Origin of the sequence: Coleofasciculus sp. FACHB-542 (assembly GCF_014695825.1) — a bacterium.
Classification (GTDB): domain Bacteria; phylum Cyanobacteriota; class Cyanobacteriia; order Cyanobacteriales; family FACHB-T130; genus FACHB-T130.
Window position 1 is genome coordinate 24,755 of sequence record NZ_JACJPB010000047.1, and the last position, 21,283, is coordinate 46,037.

At 47.5% G+C, this 21,283-nt stretch carries 14 protein-coding genes and 2 pseudogenes; 8 read left to right on the forward strand and 8 right to left on the reverse strand.

What is annotated here, in order from left to right; translation table 11 throughout:
- Positions 1-23 precede the first annotated feature (23 nt).
- Positions 24-2,594, reverse strand: a complete 2,571-nt coding sequence (locus tag H6F52_RS18635) for a tetratricopeptide repeat protein (protein ID WP_190536369.1) — start codon at positions 2,592-2,594, stop codon at positions 24-26.
- 149 nt (positions 2,595-2,743) lie between these two features.
- The gene (locus H6F52_RS18640; RefSeq protein WP_190536370.1) at positions 2,744-5,239 is read right to left on the reverse strand and encodes a CHAT domain-containing tetratricopeptide repeat protein; all 2,496 of its coding nucleotides are present in this window, start codon (positions 5,237-5,239) and stop codon (positions 2,744-2,746) included.
- Between the two features lie 353 nt (positions 5,240-5,592).
- On the opposite strand from H6F52_RS18640, the gene H6F52_RS18645 reads away from it, so the two are divergent.
- Together H6F52_RS18645 and H6F52_RS18650 are read left to right on the forward strand one after the other, a co-directional pair.
- Positions 5,593-5,925, forward strand: a complete 333-nt coding sequence (locus H6F52_RS18645; protein ID WP_190536371.1) for a hypothetical protein — start codon at positions 5,593-5,595, stop codon at positions 5,923-5,925.
- A 472-nt stretch (positions 5,926-6,397) separates the two neighbouring features.
- Positions 6,398-6,952 carry a hypothetical protein gene (locus H6F52_RS18650; protein ID WP_190536372.1) on the forward strand — a complete coding sequence of 185 codons (555 nt, stop codon included), beginning with the start codon at positions 6,398-6,400 and terminating at the stop codon, positions 6,950-6,952.
- A 104-nt stretch (positions 6,953-7,056) separates the two neighbouring features.
- Here the strand turns inward: H6F52_RS18650 and H6F52_RS18655 are convergent, their stop codons facing one another.
- Positions 7,057-8,253 carry a class I SAM-dependent methyltransferase gene (locus H6F52_RS18655; RefSeq protein WP_190536373.1) on the reverse strand — a complete coding sequence of 399 codons (1,197 nt, stop codon included), beginning with the start codon at positions 8,251-8,253 and terminating at the stop codon, positions 7,057-7,059.
- Positions 8,254-8,694: 441 nt separating this feature from the next.
- Here H6F52_RS18655 and H6F52_RS18660 point away from each other — a divergent pair, with 441 nt between their 5' ends.
- Positions 8,695-12,096 (forward strand): phycobilisome rod-core linker polypeptide, encoded by a 3,402-nt coding sequence (locus H6F52_RS18660; protein WP_190536374.1) that lies wholly within the window; start codon positions 8,695-8,697, stop codon positions 12,094-12,096.
- Positions 12,097-12,123: 27 nt separating this feature from the next.
- On the opposite strand, the gene H6F52_RS18665 is transcribed toward H6F52_RS18660, so the two are convergent.
- Positions 12,124-12,372 carry a hypothetical protein gene (locus H6F52_RS18665; protein ID WP_190536375.1) on the reverse strand — a complete coding sequence of 83 codons (249 nt, stop codon included), beginning with the start codon at positions 12,370-12,372 and terminating at the stop codon, positions 12,124-12,126.
- A 53-nt stretch (positions 12,373-12,425) separates the two neighbouring features.
- On the opposite strand from H6F52_RS18665, the gene H6F52_RS18670 reads away from it, so the two are divergent.
- The 4 genes from H6F52_RS18670 (at position 12,426) to H6F52_RS18685 (ending at position 14,326) form a co-directional block, all read left to right on the forward strand.
- A complete protein-coding gene (locus H6F52_RS18670; protein WP_190536376.1) occupies positions 12,426-12,623 on the forward strand; it encodes a hypothetical protein in 198 nt (65 codons plus the stop codon).
- A 231-nt stretch (positions 12,624-12,854) separates the two neighbouring features.
- Positions 12,855-13,340: an allophycocyanin subunit alpha gene (gene apcA / locus H6F52_RS18675; protein ID WP_190411195.1), complete on the forward strand. Its 486-nt coding sequence runs from the start codon at positions 12,855-12,857 to the stop codon at positions 13,338-13,340.
- A gap of 62 nt (positions 13,341-13,402) precedes the next feature.
- Positions 13,403-13,888 (forward strand): allophycocyanin subunit beta, encoded by a 486-nt coding sequence (apcB, locus tag H6F52_RS18680; protein WP_190411194.1) that lies wholly within the window; start codon positions 13,403-13,405, stop codon positions 13,886-13,888.
- A gap of 234 nt (positions 13,889-14,122) precedes the next feature.
- Positions 14,123-14,326 carry a phycobilisome linker polypeptide gene (locus tag H6F52_RS18685; RefSeq protein ID WP_190411193.1) on the forward strand — a complete coding sequence of 68 codons (204 nt, stop codon included), beginning with the start codon at positions 14,123-14,125 and terminating at the stop codon, positions 14,324-14,326.
- 301 nt (positions 14,327-14,627) lie between these two features.
- On the opposite strand, the gene H6F52_RS18690 is transcribed toward H6F52_RS18685, so the two are convergent.
- On the reverse strand, positions 14,628-14,867 hold the full coding sequence (locus H6F52_RS18690; RefSeq protein WP_190411192.1) for a hypothetical protein: 240 nt from the start codon (positions 14,865-14,867) through the stop codon (positions 14,628-14,630).
- 503 nt (positions 14,868-15,370) lie between these two features.
- On the opposite strand from H6F52_RS18690, the gene H6F52_RS18695 reads away from it, so the two are divergent.
- Positions 15,371-16,558, forward strand: coding sequence for an FtsW/RodA/SpoVE family cell cycle protein (locus H6F52_RS18695; protein ID WP_190536426.1), 1,188 nt, complete (start codon positions 15,371-15,373; stop codon positions 16,556-16,558).
- A 129-nt stretch (positions 16,559-16,687) separates the two neighbouring features.
- Here the strand turns inward: H6F52_RS18695 and H6F52_RS18700 are convergent, their stop codons facing one another.
- The 3 genes and pseudogenes from H6F52_RS18700 to H6F52_RS26505 all read right to left on the reverse strand — a co-directional run.
- Complete coding sequence (locus tag H6F52_RS18700; protein ID WP_190536377.1) at positions 16,688-18,211, reverse strand: response regulator; 1,524 nt, start codon at positions 18,209-18,211, stop codon at positions 16,688-16,690.
- A pseudogene (locus H6F52_RS26500) lies at positions 18,208-19,680 on the reverse strand (ATP-binding protein); the annotation flags it as partial. The gene H6F52_RS18700 and the pseudogene H6F52_RS26500, both read right to left, overlap by 4 nt.
- A 699-nt stretch (positions 19,681-20,379) precedes the next feature.
- Positions 20,380-20,850: pseudogene (locus tag H6F52_RS26505) on the reverse strand (PAS domain-containing protein); the annotation flags it as partial.
- Positions 20,851-21,283 lie beyond the last annotated feature (433 nt).

Sequence of the window (21,283 nt, forward strand, 5' to 3'; positions counted from 1 at the left end):
TTGCGGCGATTTTCTCTAGCTTTTTACTCAGCTTCCCCAATCAACGTGTATGCAGCCCAAGCGCTGGGTTGGTTGGGATATTGTTTCATTGTCGTCAGCATCGCGCTTCGCAAAGCTTGTGCTTTATCGGAGTTTTGTTGCAGATTTTGATAAAATTCGGTCATCAACAAGGCAGAAGGATTATCGGGTATCGCCCACAAAGTGACGATGACACTGGGGACACCCGCAGTAATTAAAGAGCGAGACAATCCAATCACGCCATCGCCGGTTAGTTTACCTCGCCCAGTGTCGCAAGCACTCAAGACAACTAACTCGGCATTGAGCTTGAGATTGAGGATTTCGCTGGCGGTAAGTAACCCGTCCTCTTGACCAGAAGGAGCCAGGGCGATCGCTCCCGGTACTCCGCTACGCTGAAAATCATCCAGCAAGCCGTGAGTCGCCAGATGAATCATCTTGGCTATGGGTAGCTTCTGAACAACTGCGGCTTCAGTGGCTTGTTTCCCAGTGAGGGCTTCTGTGTTTAGGAGACGAGCAATCTCCATCGCTTCCTTCTCGGCACCTGGTAGGGGCGAAAGCGGTTGAGGCTTTTCCCCTATCTTGGGCGCAAGGCTGGGCATCGTGGGATTGCCAACCACTAGGACATCTTTAACTGATACTGGAAGCCGTTGTCGTTGCTGACGGGTTAATGCCAGTACCTGAATTGAGGGAGCCGTGAGGATAGTGTGTTGTTCGATGAGGTATTTATTGCTGGTATCTTGGAGGGCAGCAAAGGGAACCAAGAACAGGGATTCTTGAGGAATAAAGATAACGCGGGCATTGGGGTCAGCAGGCAGGAAGTCGGCAATGGGTTTAATTAGTAGTTGATGGAGTTGCTGTAATCGATTAGTTTGGGTAGTTTCATCCAATCTAGTGATGATGCTCAAGCCGCGACCTCTGACACCCATCGATTCGCGGCTGTTGATAACAAGTTCTTCAAGGCTTGTATTTTGCTGCTGCCACAGGGGTTTTAGGTCAACACGACGAAAAGCTACTTTGCCTGAGGGTGGGATTACCCAAATATAGAGTTCTGATTCGCGAGCTTCTTTTTTACCTTGAATCTTGAAGTCGTCATAAATAATCGAATATTCAACCAGGGTGGCATTTTGTTGTTTGGCGATTTGTTGAATTTGCTGGGTGTTGGGTGGATTGGTAGAGATATTCGCCTGAGTAGAGGAAGGGGATGAGAAGCGTGTCGCCAGTAGTTCCACAAATGCCCTGGCACGACCGCTTTCCGCAACTTCTAGAGCCTCTGTGGGTTGATTTTGGGCAATCAGGACTTGTTGCAGCAGACGATAGGTGCGAGCTTGCTGCTCAAAAATTGACACTTTGTAGGCATCATTGCCACCCAATCGTTCCCGTAGAGATTTGTATACCTCAATTCCAGCGCGGAGGGTTTTTTCGGCTTGAGAGAGATTGCCAGATTCCTGAAAAGCCAGTCCCAGATTGGCTAGAGATTGCCCCTCACCCAAACGATCTTTAATTTCCCGTGCAATGGCTAAACGCTGCTGGTGGTAATCAATCGCCTTGGCGTATTCTCCTAGGTTTTTGTAGGCAATTCCCAGATTGTCTAGGGATTGCCCCTCGCCTTGGCGGTCTTTGATTTCTCGTGCGATGGCTAAATGCTGCTGGTGGTAATCAATTGCCTTGGCGTAATCTCCCAAAGAATTGTAAGCCAGTCCCAAATTACCCAGCGCACTTCCCTCCCCCAAACGGTGTTTAATTTCCCGCGCAATGGCTAAATGCTGCTGGTAATAGTCAATAGCTTTAGCGTAATCTCCTAGGGAAGAGTAAGCATTTCCTAGACTGCCTAGAGATGCCCCCTCCCCCAAACGGTTTTTAATTTCCCGTGCGATGGCTAAATGCTGCTGCTGGTAATCAATCGCTTTGGCGTAATCTCCCAGATAAAAGTAAGCATTTCCCAAATTGGCTAAGGATGCCCCCTCCCCCAAACGGTCTTTGATTTCCCGCTTAATTGCCAAACTCTGCTGGTAGTAATCAATCGCCTTGGCGTAATCTCCTAGATTTTTGTAGGTAACTCCCAGATTGCCCAGCGCACCTCCCTCCCCCAAACGGTCTTTAATTTCTCGCGTGATGGCTAAATACTGCTGGTGGTACTCAATCGCCTTAGCGTAATCTCCCAAAGAATCGTAAGCATTTCCCAAATTGCCTAGGGATTTCCCCTCCCCCAAACGGTCTTTAATTTCCCGCATGATCGCTAAACTCTGCTGGTGGTAATCAATCGCTTTGGCGTAATCTCCTAGGTAACGGTAAGCATTTCCCAAATTGCCTAGGGATTGTCCCTCCCCCAAACGGTTTTTAATTTCCCGATAGAGACTGAGTGCTTGTTGCCAAGACTGTAATGCCGCCTCAAATTGACTGGTCTGAGCCTGCTGAATACCTTGCACAAGTAGTTGGTCTGCTTCGGCTTTCCGAGCATCTGGGGTTTGCGCTAACGCCTGTGTTGTGGGAAATAGCGCTGGAAAATTAGGCGGGAACGGCGTTGCAGCAGATGTCAAAAGAGCGATCGCGCTGAGGAGTCTGATTTGGAAACGCACAGTTATTAGGGGAGAAGGTGCAAGGATGCGATCGCTGTTTTAACCTACGGCAATTAGGCGCGTCTAGTTATCGGTTGATGCGAGAGTATCGTCATCAGAATCAAGAATGCGATCGCAGCAGCAACAGACGCTATCTGATTGTTTTCGGGTTATTCAGCTTCCCCAATCAACGTGTATGCAGCCCAAGCGCTGGGTTGGGCGGGATATTGTTTCATCGTCGTCAGCATCGCGCTTCGCAAAGCTTGCGCTTTATTCGGGTTTTGTTGCAAATTTCGATAAAATTCACTCATCAACAAGGCAGAAGAATTATCCGGGATTGCCCACAAAGTGACGATAACACTGGGAACACCGGCAGTAATTAAAGAGCGAGACAGTCCAATCACACCATGGCCGGTGAGTATACCTTGCCCAGTGTCGCAAGCACTCAAGACAACTAACTCGGCATTGAGCTTGAGATTCAGGATTTCGCTGGCAGTAAGTAACCCATCATCTTTACCCGAAGGAGCCAGGGCGATCGCTCCCGGTACTCCGCTACGCTGAAAATCATCCAGCAACCCGTGAGTCGCAAGATGAATCATTTTTGCTTTAGACATTTGCTGGACAACCGCAGATTCATTGGCAGAGTTGCCAATGAGAGCTTTGGTATTAAATAGAGTAGCGATCGCTAAAGCTTCCCGTTCCGCACCAGGGAGGGTTGACAATTTTTGAGGCGATTCTCCCCGCTTAAGAGAAACACTGGGCATATTGGGATTGCCAACGACTAACACATTCGGGTTTTGTCGAGAGGCTAAACTTCGAGTCTCTACACGTTGTTTTTGCTGACGAGTTAAATCCAGTACCTGAATCGAGGGTGCAGTCAGGATGGTGTGTTGTTCAATTAAGTATTTGCCAGAACGGTCTTGCAGAGCGGCAAAGGGAACCAAAAATAAAGATGTTTGAGGAATAAAAACAACACGGGCATTTGCCTCTTTTGGCAACAGATCGGTAATTGGTTGAATCAGTAGCTGATGAACTTGTTGTAATTGTTTGGCTTGACTTGTTTCATCTACTTTGCTTACAACACTCAACCCGCGACCTCTAACACCAATCGATGCTCGACTATTGACAACAAGATTTGCCAGGTCTGTATTCTGTTGCTGCCACAGAGGTTTAAGGTTAGAGGAGCGAAAACTCACTTCACCTGTGGGCTTTACGACCCAAATATAGAGTTCTGATTCTTCGATTTGTTCTCGATTTTTTTCTTCTAAACTATCGACGATAATTGAATACTCAACCAGTGTGGCGTTTTGTTCTTTGGCGATTTGTTGAATTTTCTGAATGTTAGGGGGAGTAATGGTTGTTAGAGCATTGGGTGAAGCGACGCGCGTCATCAATAACTCCACAAATGCCCGCGCCCGACCCCGTTCGGCAATTTCCAACGCTTCATTTATTTTATTTTGGGCGATGAGGACTTGTTGCAGCAGACGGTAAGTTTTGGCTTGCTGTTCAAAAACTGACACCTTGTAAGTATCGTTATTCCCCAATTTTTGCCGAAGCGATTCCCAAATTTGAATTCCTGCGCTTAGGGTTTTTTCGGCTTCTGCAAGCTTGCCCGATCGGCGAAGCGCTACTCCCAAGCTGTTTAGCGCCGTTCCTTCGCCTTCGATGTCGCCAATTTGCTGCGCGATCGCGATCCGCTGCTGCTGGTAATCAATTGCCTTGGTATAGTCTCCCAGAGAAGTGTAAGCATTGCCTAAATTTCCCAGTGCTGTTGCTTCCCCTAAGCGATCGCCAATTTCCCGCGCGATCGCGATTCGCTGTTGCAGATACTCAATTGCTTTGGGATAATCCCTCAAATCCATGTAAGCAACGCCTAGATTCCCCAGAACTTGCCCCTCTGCGTGACGCTCACCTAACTCTCGCGCCAGCGGTAAACGCTGTTGATAGTAATTAATAGCTCGTGAATAGTCGCCTAGAGAATCGTAAGCGATGCCCAAATTATTCAGAGATGCACCTTCCCCAGAGCGATCGCCAAGTTCTCGCGCGATCGCTAAACTCTGTCGATGGAAATCAATCGCTTTGACATAATTTCCTAGGGAATAGAAGACAATCCCTATATTTCCCAGAGCGCCTTGTTCTCCGGAGCGATAGCGGATTTCTCGCGCAATCGTTAAACGTTGCTCAAAGTAATCAATTGCTTTGGCATAATCGCCCAAATGATGATGAACAATGCCCAAATTATTTAAAACGTATGACTCTCCTTTGCGATTGCCGAGGGAACGATCCACAGCTAAACTTTGTTGGTAGAACTCAATCGCTCGTGTATAGTCACCCAACGATCGATAAGCTTCTCCCAAATTGTTAAGAACCGCCCCCTCTCCCTTCTTATCGGCGATTTCTCGGTAAATCTTCAATGCTTCTTGTCCAGACTGTAAGGAAGCTCTAAATTGACCCTTCTTTTGCTGCTCAATCCCTTGCTCTAGCAACCGATCGGCTTCGGCTTCTCGCTCAGCGGGGGTTTGAGCCAACGCCTGAGAATTTTGGATGGTGCTAGAAAATTTTGAATTTTGGATGAATTGCCAATCTACACTTGGAAATCCCAAATCGACGCTCACAATAGTAGCCAGGAAGGGGATGAAGGCGCGGAGTCCGATTTGAGAGCGCATAGCGATTTTTCGAGAAGCGTGCAGCGACATCTACTGTCTTAGCCCACACGGAAATAGGGCGTCTATAGCACTCCTATTGGATTCGTCAAAAAACGAGCCGCAGAGGACACGAGAGAAGACTCCAGAAACAGGAGTATCAACGAGCGATCGCCTCGCCATCGGTTTGTGACGCCAGAAGAATTATCAAATGGGTACAGTAGCGCTCTGGGTGTAGTAGCGATCGCTTCGTTTGCTAGTTTTATCTGGCTGAGTTTTAATCTCAGGTGATACGTCGGCAGCTAGAGGTTACAAAAAGCAAACTTGCTTAACTTGAATACTAGGAGACGACACGTAGTTAAGGAAGTATTGGTCAAATGAAATTTAAAACCCAGTGGCTGATTGGCATCCTGGGATTAACTGCCCTCATCAGTTCCCCAGCCGTAGCTCAAAACACACCGTTACAAGACTTTTTCAATGGTCTCCCCCCATATACGGGGGACGACGTTATTGAACCCCGCAACCCGACTGGAAATCGGGCAACCTCTAACGATGATAGAGAGGTTGGGGAATCAACTCAGAATGCGACACCTGCAACCAATCGCAACTTAACAGAACAAGAAAACAACAGTCCTAATCAGCCGGAAAGCCAGTTACAAAGAGATGCAAGACCCACGAACCAGCCCTACCAGCCAGGTTCCCTAAGGTAGTTATGCAAGTTATATTAATGCCCTCAGCTTTTATTTACTCTAAGTAAAGGTTGATGGCTTATATTTTTATAATTGCATTTTTTACACAACTGATTCCCCTAACTTTCTCTTAATCAAGGAAGTTAGGGGAATTGTTTTTTGTACAGAGGTTCAGATGTGCGATTTCTCTAAGCAGTCACGAATCCCGTCTTCAAGAATCATTTACAACTGCTATATTTCCTATTGTTTTAGGGGCAATCGTCTCCATTAGCAATGCCAGCAAAACTTGTTCTTGACGATATCAAAATATTCTTTGATGCTGAAAAAATCCTTCAAGGAGTACCATCACGTCCTTTTCGTTGCCGATTCCATCTGAACTAATTTTTTTGTTCAAGTTTTACAGAAGTCACTAAAGGATATAAACTGGAAACTTCGTTTAATTTTGGTGGTTATATAGACTACAGGTAACTGTAGTTGAGGAGGTATTGGTTAAATGAAACCTCAAACTCAAGGGTTAATCTGCATCATTGGATTAAGTGCCTTTATCAGTTCACCAGCCGTGGCTCAAACCTATCGGCTTGAAAAATTCTTCAATGGCACTCCCCCCTACGATGGTGACAGCCTTAACAGTGCCCGAAATCCTATAGGAGATATGGAAGCCTTTATCTATCAGGAGGCTAAACCGATTATTACGATTGAGTTTGAAGCAGGAGATGAAGCTCCATCTGAAACACCTGCTGAGACTCCAGAAGAACCACAAAATCAAATCCCTGCTGATGAGACTCCTGCGGAAGTCCCAGAACCAACGCCTGCTGAGATTCCAGAAGAACCACAAAATCAAATCCCTGCTGAGACTCCTGCGGAAGTCCCAGAACCAACGCCTGCTGAGACTCCGGAAGAACACCAAAATCAAATCCCCGCTGAGACTCCTGCGGAAATCCCAGAACCAACGCCTGCTGAGAGTCCAGACGACAACAACGAAGAGCCAAAACGAGAGATCATTTGGGAAGCAGAACCAAGGAACCCCCAGCCAAACCAGGGTAACTAATGTAAGGCAAGCTGAATTGATATATGAAATATTGGCAATGGGAATAGGTAATAGGGAATGAATCGTCATGAATTTCCTATTACCCATTAACAATTACCGATTTGTTAACTCGGTGTCAGCATAATTAGCTGTCGTTCCAAGAGCGATCGCACAAGATCCAACTCCAACGAAATACTCGCCAAAATTTCTTTTATGCTTCGACGTTTTTCTGAGTTCAGCTCACACGCTTGCAAAAATCCAAACTCTCCCTCTGACAAATTGACAATCTGATAATCGTAGTTAAACAGACAGCGGCTAGGCCATCCATCCATGCAGGGGTTTCGCGCTGGAATAGCTGCTAACAGCGCCTCATCCGATGACCAATCTGCTTTGGATAGGGGAGGACGTGCTAGGAAAAATTCGTAGTGAGTGACTGCTTCTGGGTCTAATAATTCGATTAAACGATAACGTTCGCGATCGCTTAATTTTTTTGCCCGTTTGAGTAAATCTGGATTTTTCCCCAAGAGTCGCTCTAATTCCCAGTTTTTGGGATTGGAAAAACCGACAAAATCCAAACCCGAAGCATCAATGAGTTCAAAAAGAGTGTCGATGTTGTAGTCGATTTCCTGGGGATGAACGTACATATCTGCAAAGCACTCATCCCGCTGATTTTCTAAAGACCAGCGCTCTTTTTCTCGCTTGACCAGTCGATTATTTTCTGGCAAAGCGGCAAATATTTGACGCCCCACCTGAACGCCATCGCGGTAGTCGCCTCGCCGTTCGCCTTGAAGAAGCGCGATCGCTTTTTGCATCAGCTGGATTTCCCAGCGCCCCAGCTCAGCATAAACGAAAATATGCATCAAGCCTCCCGGCGCTAACTTCGCCACTAGGGATTGAATTCCCCGAATCGGGTCGGGCAAATGATGCAAAACCCCAACACAATTGATTAAATCAAACTCACCTGGTAGTTCCTGCGCGTCATACAAGCTCTTGTGATGAAACTCGACGCGATTTGCCCCAGAACGGCGACAACGCTCTCGTGCCACTTCCAAAGCGCCCGAACTCAAATCAATTCCCACCACTTGAGCAGCCGGATTGAGGTGAACCAGGTACTCTGTTCCTACACCCGTGCCACATCCGGCATCTAAAATGCGGACATCCTGCTTTTGGGGTGTTTGATTGGTGCAAAAGTGATAAGCGGCTAGCCAATTCCAGCGCCAGTTGTAGCCGGGAGGCGGACTATCCAGCAGAGGTTCTGGTGGAAAAGGGTAAGTATCGTAAAGTCGTTGGACGGCGGAACTGATATCCTGCCTGATTTCCATATCACGTTAAAGGGTAAAGTTAGAGATGTCCGGGCAGGTCATCTGTAGCTAGACGGCGTCTTAAGTAACAAAACTTATCGCTCTTCTCAGGGAATCTGCCGCCATTTAGTATTATGACCTTGTGAACACCTAGATAGGGTTCTACACACTTTTTAACAAACCAGTCTGAGAAGCCCGAAAAGTTTTAATCTAAAAACTGAGCTGATTAACCCCAGGCAGTTAAAGGATAAAGGCTCAAAGATGAACACTGAGATGTTGAAGGCGCAAGAATGAAGTTGATAAGCCATAAGCCGTAGGGAAAAAGCCACTTTCTCCGGGTCAGTCGCTCCCGTGGCGGTTGGTTAACTTTAATCCCTCAACCTTCACAATTCATCATTCATCAGTGGCACTCTGGTCATGTTTAACGCAGTGACGATTTAGATAGGGAGCTTTTGAGATCCAATGAGTGTTAAGGCAAGTGGTGGAAGCTCAGTTGCGCGTCCGCAACTATATCAAACAGTACCAGTTGCAACTATTTCGCAAGCGGAACAACAAGACCGCTTCTTAGGGAGAGGTGAGCTGGATGAACTGAAGAGCTATTTCAGTTCCGGCAGCAAGCGTCTTGAGATTGCTCAAACGCTCACCCAAAATGCAGACCTGATTGTGTCCCGTGCTGCCAACCGCATTTTCGTCGGGGGTTCCCCGATGGCTTTCTTAGAAAAGCCTCGCGAACCCGAATTGGTGACGGCGAACGTTCCGGATGTCAAACAAGGGATGGCGCTGGGAAATGTCACCTATGTGGAAAGCAGCGGTGGCTTTTTGCAGGGGTTGCGATCGCTCTTCAGCGCAGGCGGCGGCGGTCCTACGCCAGCTGGTTTCCGACCGATCAACGTTGCCCGCTACGGTCCGGGCAATATGCAAAAGTCGTTGCGGGACTTATCCTGGTTCTTGCGCTACCTGACCTACGCAATTGTTGCCGGAGACCCCAATATCATCGCGGTTAACACGCGGGGTTTGCGGGAAATCATTGAAAATGCTTGCTCAGGCGAAGCGACAATTGTGGCGTTGCAGGAAATGCGGGCAGCCGCCTTGGGTTATTTCCGTCGCGACGAGGAAGGGACAACGATTGTTAACCAGTACTTTGAAGTGCTGATTAGCGAATTCCGCGCCCCCACACCTTCTGACAAAGTGCGGCAGCGTCCTTCTGGCGATCAGCAAGGTCTGCAACTGCCTCAAATTTACTTCAATTCAGCCGAGCGGCGTCCCAAGTACGCCATGAAGCCCGGTTTGTCATCTTCGGAAAAGCAAGAAATCATCAAAGCCGCCTATCGGCAAGTCTTTGAGCGCGACATTACTCGCGCTTACAGCCTTGGCATCTCTGACTTAGAATCCAAGGTCAGAAATGGCGACATCTCAATGAAAGAATTTATCCGCTGCTTGGGTAAATCTACTCTTTACCGCAAAAACTTCTACGAGCCATATATCAACAGTCGCGCTCTGGAACTGGCATTCCGTCACTTCCTGGGTCGTGGCCCATCCAGCCGTGAAGAAGTCCAAGAATACTTCTCCATTGTTTCCAGCAAAGGTCTACCCGGTCTCGTTGATGCCCTGGTGGATTCTAAGGAATATTCCGACTACTTCGGCGAAGAAACCGTGCCCTACATCCGGGGTTTGGGTCAAGAAGCGCAGGAGTGTCGCAACTGGGGACCGCAGCAAGATTTGTTGAACTACAGCGCGCCTTTCCGCAAGGTACCGCAGTTCCTCACCACATTTGCTGCTTATGAGCGACCGCTGCCCGACCAACATCCGTATGGTTCCGGCAACGACCCCTTGGAAATTCAGTTTGGGGCAATCTTCCCTAAAGAAACCAAAAATCCCAACACCCGTCCTGCTCCGTTTGGTAAAGATACTCGTCGCATCCTGATCCGCCAAGGCCCAGGAATTGACAACCAACTGAGCAACCCAGCAGCTCGTCCCAAAGCTCCGGGTTCCTTGGGTCCGAAGGTGTTTAAACTGGATCAACTCCCCGGCCCAGGTGGGAACGGCGGCACATCCTTCAAACGGTATGTGAAGAATTCCAGCGTTAAATACTCCGAAAGTTCCACCCAAGCGGTGATTAAGGCAGCCTACCTGCAAGTATTCGGGCGGGATGTCTATGAAGGTCAGCGCCTCAAAGTGGCGGAAATCAAGCTGGAGAACGGCGAAACCACAGTGCGGGAGTTCATCCGCGCTCTGGCTAAGTCTGACTTGTTCCGCAAGTTGTACTGGACTTCGCTGTACGTTACCAAGTCGATTGAATACATCCACCGCCGTCTGTTGGGTCGTCCCACCTATGGACGTCAGGAAACTAACAAGTATTTTGATATTTGCGCCAAAAAAGGCTTCTACGCCCTGGTTGACGCGATTATCGATAGCCCCGAATACAGCGAGTCATTTGGGGAAGATACGATTCCTTACGAGCGCTATCTGACACCAGCTGGAGTCAGCTTGCGTAGCCTTCGGATTGGCAGCATTGCCGACACAGCTCTGAAAATTGAGAAGCAAGAAACCCCTCGTTTTGTGGAACTCGGTCAAGTCACGCAGCTGCGGACAGAACCCGACATTCAATTCCGCATCAACCAGGGTGTCAGCAAGAAGCGCGAGCAAACCAAGGTCTTTAAGCTGACAGAAACCAACGACAAAGCGTTGGTGCAAAACACAATCCGGGCAGCATACCGGCAAATTTTCGAGCGCGATATTGAACCCTATATCGTGAAGAACCAATTCAGCGACTTTGAAAGCAAGCTGCGGAATGGTGAAATCAACCTCAAGGAATTTATTGAGGCGTTGGGAGGTTCAGACCTCTACATCAAAGAGTTCTATACTCCCTACCCGAACACTAAGGTGATCGAGTTGGGTACGAAGCACTTCTTGGGACGGGCACCCCTAGACCAAGTAGAAATTCGCAAGTATAACCAGATCCTTGCATCTGAAGGGCTTCGGGGCTTTGTGGGCGCAATGGTGAATAGCCCAGAGTATGCCCAGGCGTTCGGAGAAGATACGGTGCCTTACAACCGCTTCCCGACCCTGCCAGCGGCAAACTTCCCGAATACCGAGAAGCTGTATAACCAACTGACCAAGCAGAATGATGACTTGGTGGTTCCCAGCTTCAAGCCGGTGCAGTCGCGCATGGATGTGGCGAAGATGCCGCTGATGGGTAAAGCGATCGCAGATATCGCTGCAAAAGCTCGTCAGCGCGACATGAGTAAGCCGCTGTTTATCGAGTTGGGTCGTTCCTTTACCAACGGTGACGGGCAATCCGTTGAAGTTGGAGTTGGGACATCGCGGCGTAAGCCTGCTCGAATTTACCGGATGAACCCAGGGATGAACCAGGGTGAATCTGCACAGGTGATTAATGCCATCTACTGTCAGGTGATGGATATCTTCAGCGGTCAAGTTCCTGGGGAACTGCGCCGTTCGGATCTCGATAGCAGACTCCGCAACGCTGAAATCTCGGTGCGAGAGTTTGTGAAGAGTCTGGCAAGTTCCGAGATCTATCGCCGTCGCTTCTATGCCCCCTATCCCAACACCAAGGTGATTGAGTTCCTGTTCCGGCACCTGCTGGGACGCGCACCCGCGACCCAAGGTGAAATCCGGCAGTACAACAAACTGCTGGCGGATGGCGGCTTGAAGGCGGCTGTAGAGGCAATGGTGGATAGTCCTGAGTATGCCCGTTACTTCGGCGAGGATGTGGTGCCTTACAACCGCTTCCCGTCACTGCCAGCGGGTAATTATCTGGGCAGTGTGAAAGCAGCAGCTGACTTGGTGAAACAATCCTGGTCAGATATGTCGCCTTCCTACATCGGTAATCGCTTGAGCCGATAAATCCGAGAGTCGGGAATGGGGAATGGGTCATTTTGATGACCCGTTCCCCATTCCTAATGAATCGGAAGTTTTGCTCTGTGCGCTGGATGACACGGGAAGTTGATCGAACCGCAGAAATGCTCCAGAAACCACAGAAATAGAAATAGAAGAGGCGATCGCTATCTTGTCGATCATCCTCCAATGAGATAGATTCTTCGGGTCAAATTCCCCCAATAACCGCACTGCAAAACCTTGTCCAACTGCATTGTGGTAAAGTGGCTCATCTAGTGTCCACAACTTGAATCCCTTAAAGTTTCTGCTAAAGCTAAATCAGCAGAACAGATTAGGGCATGGAATGGGCGATCGCATTTTTATGGAGCTGCGAAGATGTGGAGGACAAGGGGGAAGAGAAGGTGATTGATGCTCAGGGGTGCAAAAATTCAAAAATCCTGACAGCGATCGCTCCCCTCCCAAGCAAGCGATCGATCTTTGATGACCAACTGACCCCACCGAGACCCGCTGCGATCGCCCTCAAAGCCCCAAAATGAGGAACAATATTAAAAAGTGTTAAGAAGAGACCTGGAATGTGAACAGAATGCCGCAAAATTATTTGCGGAAGGTAGCTGAGTCCCAGGCAGTGTGTACGGATGGTTACACTGAAAAATGCTAAAGATACCGAACAAGTATTCTTGTAGCAGTGACAGGCTTCCACATTCCTTGGCGAATGCCAGTTTCAAACCATCTGGTAAAACTTTTCTTTTGATTGGAGGAATCCACAAATGAGTATCGTCACGAAATCCATCGTGAATGCTGATGCCGAGGCTCGTTATCTTAGCCCAGGCGAACTAGACCGGATCAAGAACTTTGTGACCTCCGGTGAGCGTCGCCTCCGGATTGCCCAAACGTTGACCGACTCTCGCGAGCGCATCGTCAAGCAAGCTGGCGACCAGTTGTTCCAAAAGCGTCCTGATATTGTTTCTCCCGGTGGCAACGCTTACGGTGAAGAAATGACCGCTACCTGCCTGCGGGATATGGACTACTACCTACGCCTGATCACCTACGGAGTCGTTGCTGGTGATGTCACCCCGATTGAAGAAATCGGTTTGGTTGGCGTTCGTGAAATGTACAAGTCTCTGGGTACCCCGGTTGACGCAGTTGCTGAAGGCGTTCGCGCTATGAAGAATGCTGCTTCCTCCATGATGTCTGGCGAAGATGCTTCTGAAGCAGGCGCTTACTTCGACTACGTGATTGGTGCCATGCAGTAGGGTGTTTCCCTTCCCCTGCTAAGGATTAGAACCTGACTACGTAAGATAAGGAAACAAGAAAAATGCAAGACGCAATTACTGCTGTTATCAATTCCTCTGACGTTCAAGGTAAATACCTTGACACTGGTGCTTTGGAAAAGCTCAAGGGCTATTTCAACACTGGCGAACTACGCGTTCGTGCAGCAACCACCATTAGCGCTAATGCCGCCACCATCGTTAAGGAAGCGGTTGCTAAGTCCCTGTTGTACTCTGACATCACCCGTCCCGGTGGCAACATGTACACCACCCGTCGCTATGCTGCTTGCATCCGCGACTTGGACTACTACCTCCGTTATTCCACCTATGCCATGCTGGCTGGCGACCCATCCATCTTGGATGAGCGCGTGCTGAACGGTCTGAAGGAAACCTACAACTCCTTGGGTGTTCCCATCTCCGCTACTGTGCAATCTATCCAAGCCATGAAAGAAGTTACCGCCAGCTTGGTGGGTGCTGATGCTGGTAAGGAAATGGGCGTTTATTTAGACTACATCTGCTCTGGCTTGAGCTAAGCGTAAGCGCTCGTTCATCGCTTAAGTTTTAAGCGACTGCGTTTTGTCTGGTGAAGTCTGGGAAGTCTGGAGTGAATGCTAGCTCGTCAAAGGCTTGTCGAATTAAGTTGATAAGTTTTAGCGGTCTAGTATTGACTCTTGACTCCCAGCCTTCGGTGTCTTAATTAGATACGCCAATCCAAAGATTGATTGAGATCAAAAATTTCCTCACCACCTGACTAGGAGAAATTAACCATGCGGATGTTTAAAATTACTGCCTGTGTTCCCAGCCAGACCCGTATCCGGACTCAGCGGGAATTGCAAAACACTTATTTCACGAAACTTGTACCCTACGAAAATTGGTTTCGCGAACAGCAGCGGATTATGAAAATGGGTGGAAAAATCGTTAAGGTTGAGCTGGCTACTGGTAAGCCAGGAGTAAATACTGGTCTACTTTAATTTGCGGAAATAGGCTTGTTTACGGAATTTTCAACATTTAGATAAGATTCAAATGCAAAGAGGTCTTAAGGACCTCTTTTTTTGTGGCTCAATAGCCGCTTTCGATAGCAATTCGTTTTATTAGGCTACACTTCGATTCCCGAAGCTCCCTTTTTCAGCAGACGCCTAGAGCGCTTCTGTTGCTAGTAATTTGTGAATCGTATAAGAACTAGATTAAAAAGAGCGACTAAAGTTTGCTAGGTAAGCATTTATTGACTTCTTATCAAGAATTTTCCCAGAATTTCTGTTAAGCCAAATTCTTTTAGAACTCAGCGCTGTGTTCGTAATCCAGGCATTCTTCCTCGCTCTCTTCTCTCCAAGTTCTACCGCTTGTCTCACATCGATGCTGCTCGCCTATCCAAGGTATTACCACTGGATGTGTAGATGAGTAGAGTGAAGATGAGCTGACGAGGGCTAATAGGATAGAGGCGATGCCGATAAATCCTGCCAGCACCAGGACAGTCAGCACCGTTACATTGAGAGGATGAGTTTTGACCTGCATTTCTAAGTAATCTCGCTCAACTTTATAGGAAATAGGGAATCGTCTCTGTAGTCTTGGGGGCTAATTGAGCTTTTTCAGCTTGCTCAATCCAAAACTCTAAGTGGTCTGCGTGATTATACGTAATAAGGGCGATAGATATTACGAAGTAATAAGGTCGCGTTTTTACTTAAACCACTGAAATTTAGAATTTTGATTCGGTAATCATACGGTTAAGTTCAATACAAAGATCGTCAGTGAAGCAATCTTCTTGAAAGCTTTAATTTAGAGGGTGGGTTAATAAATTTTTGATTTAGAAAGCGATCGCCTGATGCCCTTAGATGTCAGAAAAATTTATAGAAAAGCAAAGAAAATCGGGAGCGGATAAACCGATATCGGGCAAAGCGCCTTATCATTTTGGTCGGTACCGCTGCTAATGTTGGGGAGCGAGCAGCACTCCGTGCATCTGCCAGAGCGATCGCTTTGTGATTCCCTGCCGCTGAATGTTACCTATACGCCAAGTCGCTGTGAATTTACGCCAGCTAATTCCTGTTTTTAATTCCTCTGCCCAGGATTGGGCAATAGATGCCAGATTGTTGCGGTGGCTCACCTTCCTCTGGCTATTTATCGGGTTAGTCGTGCTATTTTCGGCGTCCTATCCCAGCGCAGATGCTGAGTTTGGAGATGGGATGTACTACTTTAAGCGCCAAATCATCTCAGTCATCCTGGGGCTAGTAGCATTTAACCTGGTGGTGAACTTCCCCCTACGTTCTGTTCTAGAAATCGCTGATTGGTTTGTCATACTCCTGTTGGGAGTGATTTTCATCACCCTGATTCCAGGAGTGGGAACCACCACCAATGGCGCAACCCGTTGGATAGCCTTGGGGCCATTTCCACTTCAACCCTCTGAGTTGATCAAGCCGTTCCTGGTGTTGCAAGGCGCTCGGATTTTTGGGCATTGGGACAGACTAACGTGGAAAGTCCGCTTGACCTGGCTGTTTATTTTTTGCTGCGTGCTTTTGGGAATTTTGCTACAGCCCAACTTAAGTACAACCGCACTTTGCGGGATGACTTTGTGGCTAATTGCACTTGCTGCTGGGTTGCCTTATTCCTACTTGGGAGGAACAGCGCTGGGCGGGGTGCTCTTGGCGACAATCAGTATCAGCGTGAAAGAATATCAGCGTCGTCGGATAATGTCTTTTTTGAATCCTTGGGCTGACCCCATGCAAGACGGATACCAGCTGATTCAAAGTTTGCTGGCAGTTGGTTCTGGCGGCACTTGGGGGTCTGGTTTTGGGCTATCGCAACAGAAGCTGTTTTATTTGCCGATTCAATACACCGATTTTATCTTTGCGGTGTACGCAGAAGAATTTGGCTTTGCAGGCAGTTTGCTGCTGCTGTTGCTGCTGATGGCTTATGCGGCGCTGGCGCTAATTGTGGCGATAAAGGCGCAAAATCCCATTCACCGGCTGGTGGCGATTGGAGCCATGATTTTGATGGTGGGGCAGTCACTGCTAAATATTGGCGTTGCGACTGGTGTGCTACCTACTACGGGTTTGCCCTTGCCGCTGTTTAGTTATGGTGGCAATTCAATGATTGCGAGTTTGATTGCCGCTGGGCTGCTGATTCGCGTGGCGCGGGAAAGTAGCGAAGCAGAAATTGTGTCTCTGCAAGGGCGTCGGGCTGCGGCTAGGCGGCGACGCCGAGAGCAATAAGTTGTCTATCACACATCTAACATCTAAATTGCACAAATTGAAAGAGAGGTTTTAGGTGAGGATAATTTCCATTACCCACTACCAGAATTGACTGTGCCAGTTAAATGCTTTTCCCTGATGACGTTGACATTACATTGACTCGAAGGAAGGCGTTTTCCGAAGATTTTGTCGAATCGGAATCGCTATGATGAATTTCGTACCATGCCCGGGCGCTGAAATACACTGCATTTGTCCACCATGTTTGTCCACGACGATTTGATAGCTAAGGGACAACCTAACCTTCGTGCCTTTGCCCTTCGTTTTCGGCGTAAAGAAGGGATCAAACAGGTGAGGGCGGACTTCCTCCGCTATACCGGGGCCATTATCTATAATCTGAATCGTCACAAAGCCACGGTCAGTTACTTCGGTATAAATCCGAATGGTACTGCGGGAGAAGTATATTTCTTCAGGCGATCGCTTATGGTCATACTCCTCCAAAGCATCAATCACACTCGACAGCACATTGATAAATGCCTGGTTCATTTGACCTGCATAACACTCTACAGGAGGCAGCTTGCCATACTCTTTAACGATCTGAATGCCCGGATAGTCAGCCTTGGATTTCAGCCGGTTGTTCAAAATTAGCAGAGTGCTGTCTAGCCCATCGTGAATGTTCACTGGCTTCATCTGAGCCTCATCCACGCGAGAGAAATTCCGCAATGACTGGACAATCTCGCGGATGCGCTCAGCCCCAATCTTCATCGAACCCAGTAGTTTTGGCAGGTCTTCAACCAGAAACTCCAGGTCAATTGCCTGAGCCTCCTCCAGGATAGTTGGCCCCGGATTGGTTAATTCCTTGGTATAAAGATTCAGCAGGTACAGCAGGTCTTGGGTATAGCGCTCTGCGTGAGTAATATTGCCGTAGATAAAGTTGACCGGGTTATTCATTTCATGAGCAACACCGGCGACTAACTGTCCTAAACTAGCCAGTTGTTCGCTTTGGATCAGTTGACCTTGAGTCTGTTGGAGTTGGCGAAAGGCGAGTTCTAGCTGATGCGCTTGTTCTCGATAGCGTGCCTCTGATTGTTGTAATATTGCTTCTGTAGAAATCCGCTCTTGAATCTCTTGTTTCAGCAGAGCATTAGAGTGGGAAAGTTCAAGGGTTCTTTCCTCTACCCGTTCTTCTAGTTCTTCTTTGAGCTGTAAGAGTGCTTTTTCTACCCTTGTACGTTCTTGAATTTCTTGTTCCAAAAGCACATTTTGTTCTTTCAGTTTCTTTGTTAAACTCTGCATACTCAGTTGGACAGTAATGCGAGCTAAAACTTCTTCATGCTGAAGTGGTTTAGTAATATAATCGACGGCTCCCAGGCTTAAACCTCTAACCTTATCTACCGTCTCAGAAAGCGCCGTCATAAAAATTACAGGGATATCTTTCGTTACTTGATTGGCTTTCAGTTGACGGCAAGTTTCAAACCCATCCATCCCCGGCATCAGTACATCTAATAAGATAAGATCCGGCAGGGCATATTCCCCCTTTTGAATCGCACTTTCGCCATCCCGGGCTACCAAAATTTTGAAGCCGGAATCCGCCAAAAAGTCGAACAAAACCCCTAAGTTTATGGGAGTATCATCAACGATTAAGATTATGCCTTTGTGGGGAATTTCTTCGCTCATTTATTTTCTCTATATTGTTTGATAAAATCCAAGATTTGTTTTTCTTCAAAGCCCTTGGCTAATTGACGTAAATGGTTGGTAAAGGGTATCCAGTCCTGATTCATCTGTTCCAGTTGAGCGGCTCGCTTGGCAATCCCTCTGAGGTCGCCCATCATTGCGAAATCGAAGAGTGCCGCGATTTCCTCTACAGGCGGAGGCACCATCGCTTTTGCGGAAGGCTCGCGGAATTCTTCATTTTTAATTTCTTCATAAATCCATGACAGCCCCAAATAACCGCGTAACTTTTCTAAAAGTTCCTGGTTTTGGATGGGTTTGGGCAGGAAATCGTTACAACCGGCTTGAAAGCTCTGTTGTTGATCGCAATCAAAAACGCTGGCTGAAGTCGCAATCACAACGACCTTTAAGTTGGGTGACTTTCTGATTCGACGAGTGGCTTCTAAGCCATTGAGGGCGGGCATCATTAAGTCCATCAAAATTACATGGGGTTGCCACTCCTGTGCTTTGGTTATACAGTCAAAACCATCAGTGGCTTCCATAATTTCAAACCCTAATGGCTCTAACATTTTTACTAGAATTGAGCGATTTTCCCATTGATCGTCGGCGATGAGGATTTTGCGCTTGTCGCCCAAGTAACCAATAATGGGGCGTTCATCTATTTGGGTGACATCTGCCCACTGGTCAACTAAGGGTAAATCTAAATCAAAGTAGAAAACGCTACCTTTACCTAAGATGCTGTTAACTTTGATTTCGCTGCCCATCATTTGCACTAATTGACGGCTGATTGCCAAGCCTAAGCCGGTGCCTTCGCTTTTGCGATCGCGCTCTCCGACTTGGTGGAAGGGTAAGAAGATTTCTTCTAGTTGCTCTGATGCCATACCGACGCCAGTGTCTTCTACTTGAAACCGGAATGTTCCGTCTTGATAGCTGGCTTGGAAGGTGACGCCGCCGGTAGTTGTAAATTTTATCGCGTTGCTAAGTAAGTTGATTAAGACTTGCCGCAACCGTTTTTCATCGCCCTGGACTGCCATTGGAAGCGGGGCGATCGGTTGGTAGGTTAAGTAGATGTCTTTTTGTTGGGCACGAATACGGCACAGTTCGACGATGCCTTCAAGGAATTGGGGAAAATGAAAGTTACTCCGATGGAGTTCCATTTTCCGAGCTTCTATTTTGGAGAGGTCTAAGATGTCATTGATCAGGGTTAATAGATGTTCGCCGCACTGGTGAATGATGCCTAAACCATCTTTTTGCGACTCATTTAAGGTTTTGTCTCGTTTGAAGATTTGGGCATAGCCGAGGATGCCGTTGAGGGGGGTTCTCAGTTCGTGGCTCATGTTAGCGAGAAATTCGCTTTTGGCGCGGTTGGCAGATTGGGCGGCTTGTTCGGCTTTTTGGCGATCGCGTATTTCTTGTTGCAGCTTTAGCGTTCGCTTTTGAACTTTCGCTTCCAGCATCCGGTTGTAGTTTTCTAATTGCTCGTGGGAAAGTTTCAGTTGTATTTGCGATCGCTCTAGCGCTTCCTCAGCCCGCTGGCGCTCCAGTTCGGCGCTAACTCGTGCTGCAAAGAGGCTCATAATTGATTTTGCCCGTTGCTCCTGCACGAGGGGCTTATCATCGATAAAGCAAATATGACCAATTGGCTTACTGGATGTTGAATCTAAAAGGGCAACTCCCAGGAAACACTCTCCTCCCAAAGCCGCTAAAGCTTCGCCTTTGGGGAAGAATGACTGGACGTTTTGGGGATAGCAACTGATGCCGTTGTTTTCAACCAGAGTCTCTTGTGTAAAGATGCTTTCGCAAGGAGTATGGACTAAGTCGTACTCAAAGTTGTCACCCAATTTGTCTGAATTCCAAAAGGAAAGCACTTTGGCTCGGACAGGTGTATCGTCCTCCCAGGCGGATGCTTCTGCCACGATAACGTAGCGAACTCCAAGCGCTGCGGCTAGATGCTGTGCAAACATCGGGTAGAAATCTTTGCCCGTAACTGAGGCGGTTCCGGCGATCAGATCCTGTAAGGCTTGTTCTGCTTGCCTGCGCTCGATAATTTGGCTATTTAAATAAGTGAGAGAGTTGGTTAATTTATCTCGCTGTTCTCCCCGGATATCTGCTGAATTGACTTCTATTAAGGCTGAGTCGGAGAGGTTGCCACCTAAAGCTACGTGACTGGACTCCACAACTTTGACAGCTTCGCCTTCAGCATTAAAAATAGGGACTTTAACGATGTCAAATAAATAGACTTGCCCATCGTAACGAGTTACAGGTTCTTGAGAGATGTGGAGCGTCTGCCCGGTATTCACGACATAGGCGTCATCCACGACAGACTGTTGGGTAGCATCCCGGTTATTTAGAGGAATATCTGTCGGATCGCGATCGCAAAGCTGTTCCAGTGTCATGCCGTAAAAGTCGCAAAATGCTTTGTTGGCATAAACTAGGCACGATTGGGAGTTTTGGCACTTTACTAAATTTGGGATGGCATCTAGGACTTGTGCATACATCTCCACCCGTTGACGCAGTTCTTTCTCGACCTCCTGGCAATCGGCTAGTGTCTGCTCTAGCTCGGCAATTTGCTGACGCAGTTTCAAGGATTCTTGATTCTGCAATTTGCCGGTACTGGTTTTACTGCGTCTATAACTTGTAACCATCTATTCCTCCTTCTATACCTTTTGGTTTTAGATATATCGAAATTAAGTTAAGCGGCTCAAATTCAACATTCAACACGGACATAGCACTCTCCTCGACCTTCTTGGAGTTTCCAATTAAATAGTCAATGATGCTCGCAGTTCGTTGGCGAAGTCATCCCTCTGTTAAGGAAAGGAGGAATAATATAGGCTCCTAGTGTCCGTATTTAGGATTCCCTAAATTTGGAAAAAAACTCTAATCTTGAATGTTCTTTAATGTTAAGAAATACAAAAAAAATATTATTCCTTTATGAAAAAAGTAAAAATTTTCTTTTTTAGGCTTGACAATCAGTAGGCTGGATTAATGATTTGTAGGATGGGTTGTCGATAGCGTAACCCTCACAGGTGTTGGATTTCCTGGGTCAATCCAACTAAAGAAATATTCAATTTAATGCAT